Source organism: Corynebacterium sp. HMSC074C03 (assembly GCF_001838285.1).
In the GTDB taxonomy this organism is placed as follows: domain Bacteria; phylum Actinomycetota; class Actinomycetes; order Mycobacteriales; family Mycobacteriaceae; genus Corynebacterium; species Corynebacterium amycolatum.
In genome coordinates this window covers 1-2,670 of record NZ_KV836259.1, presented here as the reverse complement: position 1 = coordinate 2,670, position 2,670 = coordinate 1, and the positions used below count along the sequence as shown (strand labels likewise).

Below are 2,670 nucleotides of genomic sequence, written 5' to 3'. Positions count from 1 at the left end.
TCCATGATGCAATGACCGCCTGACCCTACCGGCCCTGAAACTTGTCAAAACTGACATAAACTAGGTCAGTAACTCTCGGTACTGTGCCAGGAACTCCCGGGCTCAGTCAGTTTCACTCCCGAACTCCCAGGCTCCGAGCTCAGCCAGCTCCACTCCGGGCTCAGTCAGTGTCACTCCCGAACTCCCGGGCTCAGTCAGCATCTTGGCCGAACCAGCTAATCCGCCAGCTACTCCCCGAGGCGCTGCGGGCACCAAACACTGCCCCGCCCAACCCCTGCGAAGTGGACATGACAAGTGTTGCATGCCTAGCATTTCCTACGTGAACAATGACCTTCTCGCTGCGATACTGGCACTGCTGTCCGCGCTCAGCATCGCGTGGGGAACCGTCATCCGCCACAACCTCTCCGGAACACTGGAAGAGGGCACCAGCACACTTCGCGGAGTGGCGAAGACCCTGAAGCTGCCACGCTGGTGGCTAGGCTCGACTTTGGCGATTGCCGGGTATGTATTTCAGGTCGCAGCGTTGGCATTTGGCACGTTGCTCCTGGTACAGCCGTTGTTGGTTATGAAGCTGATGCTCACGCTCCCGCTGGCGGCGAAGGTCAATGGTCGGCGGATTTCGCGGTCAGAGATGATCTGGTCGATAGCGCTTACTTTTGCGGTGGCGACGCTGGTGTTGCTCGGCAAGCCGACTGCCGGCTCCACCGATATCCCCACCTACCTGTGGGGATGGGCTCTTGCCGCCGGTGGCGTGGTCACCTGCGGACTGTACGCCGCTGCAGTTCAGTGGCCCAATACCGGCACGGGTAGCGGCTCCAACGCAGGTAGCGGCTCCAACACGAGTGACAGCTCAGCCATCGCAGACCGCTCCAGCACCGACAACAGCACAGGTAGCACCTCAGCCACGAAACAGCGCGGAGTGCTGCGCCAGAACCCGAAGGCCTTACTGCTCGGCACGGCAACCGGCTGGCTGTACGGCTTCGTCGCGTTGCTGTCTAAGTCGGTGGTCGATACCTACGTCAACGACGGACTCGTCCAGCTCCTGCTCTCCTGGGAACTCTGGCTGCTGGTGGCACTGGCGGTTATTGGCGTCGGCCTGCAGCAGGCGGCTTTTAACGCGGGACCGTTGCAGGCTTCGCTACCAGCTATGACCGTCGTGGAGCCGATTGTTGCCTTCAGCTTGGGATACATCGTTCTTGGTGAACGCTTCCAGGCAGTTGGTGTGCAGTGGGTGGCGCTGTTTATCGCACTGGCGACCATGATTTCTGCCACTATTGCCCTGGCGGCTCGGCCGGCAGAAGCCACCGCCACTAGCGCCCCAAGCAACGCAAACACCGCCTCCACAAGCGCCCCAAGCTCCGCAAAAGCCGATGCAAACACCGCAAACGCCGACACCACAAGCTCCGCAAACACCACCACAGATTCCACCGATGCCGCAGCGCGGTGAGTAGAGTTCAACTCTCCCGGGCCGCATGACCTAAATTGGTATTTGCACTTATTAAGTCGTTAGCGATTTGTCGGCCTGGCTATCCCCTGCCCGGGAACTGTCCCTGGTGAGAAAGACCCCGTGGCCGCTATGCACAATGTCACCAAAGGTAGGATTCGATGGGGCGTCATTCCCATTCCAAGCGGGCATCTAAACCGACATCTAAGCGGAAGTCCGAACGCGCAAACGATACCAACGCCAGCGCCGCAACCAACACCAAAGCAAAGCCCCAAAAGGGCAAGAAGCTCAACTCGAACACCATCATCGCCTTGCTGCTGATCATTGGTGGTTTGGGAGTGCTGCTGTACCCGGTTGTCGCAACGCAGTGGAATAACTTCCTGCAGGCCCGCGCCGCAGATGAGTACTCCAAGCTGGAGAAATCCGCTCCTCCTGAGGTCTTGGACACCGCCTGGAACGAGGCCCACGAGTACAACGCCAGCCTCGGCGAGGTCAATCCGGGCGATGCCTGGACCACCTCCGATGACGAGTCTTCCCCGGAGTACCAGCGCTATCGCCACTACCTCGACGTGCTTGGCGAGACCGACGCGCTCGGCCGCATCGTCATCCCGTCCATCAACTCTGACCTGCCCATTTTCCACGGCACGTCGGAAAAATCGCTTTCGCGCGGGGTCGGTCACCTCTACGGCACCGACTTCCCGGTCGGCGGCGTGGGCGAGGGTGAAGGTCGTCACGCGTCGCTGTCGGCGCATACGGGTCTGCAGAATGCGACGCTGTGGGACAACCTCGACAAGGTCAAGAAGGGCGACGCGTTCTACATCGCAGTCGCGGGTCACAAGTTGAAGTATGAGGTCCACGACGTAACCGTCGTAAAGCCGGATGAAACCGATGCTTTACGACGCGTCCCCGGAGAAGACCTGATCACCCTGATTACGTGCACGCCTTACGGCATTAACACGCACCGACTGCTGGTGACGGGGCATCAGGTGCCGATGGATCCTGACGAGGAGTCCGTGTTCGACGGCAGCGGTTCGCAGTGGCAGTGGTGGATGTGGGCCATCCTGGCAGCAGCGGCGGTGATCATTGCGCTGCTGATTTGGTGGCTGCGGAAGCTCTCGCGCGACGGCAAGGGCGAGCCGGAAGCCGAGCGCGAGAGCGACGAGGCGGGCGCAGTGCCGGAGGCGGAGGATTAGCCCCGTTACCTTGTGAGTGTCCCTGATAATGGG

Annotated in this window: 2 protein-coding genes; both read left to right on the top strand. The window is 60.6% G+C overall.

The features are described 5' to 3' along the window. The first annotated feature begins 319 nt into the window (after window positions 1-319). Window positions 320-1,447, top strand: coding sequence for a DMT family transporter (locus HMPREF2847_RS10665; RefSeq protein ID WP_246822014.1), 1,128 nt, complete (start codon window positions 320-322; stop codon window positions 1,445-1,447). Window positions 1,448-1,605: 158 nt separating this feature from the next. Continuing rightward, window positions 1,606-2,637, top strand: coding sequence for a class C sortase (locus tag HMPREF2847_RS10660; protein WP_070852419.1), 1,032 nt, complete (start codon window positions 1,606-1,608; stop codon window positions 2,635-2,637). Window positions 2,638-2,670 lie beyond the last annotated feature (33 nt).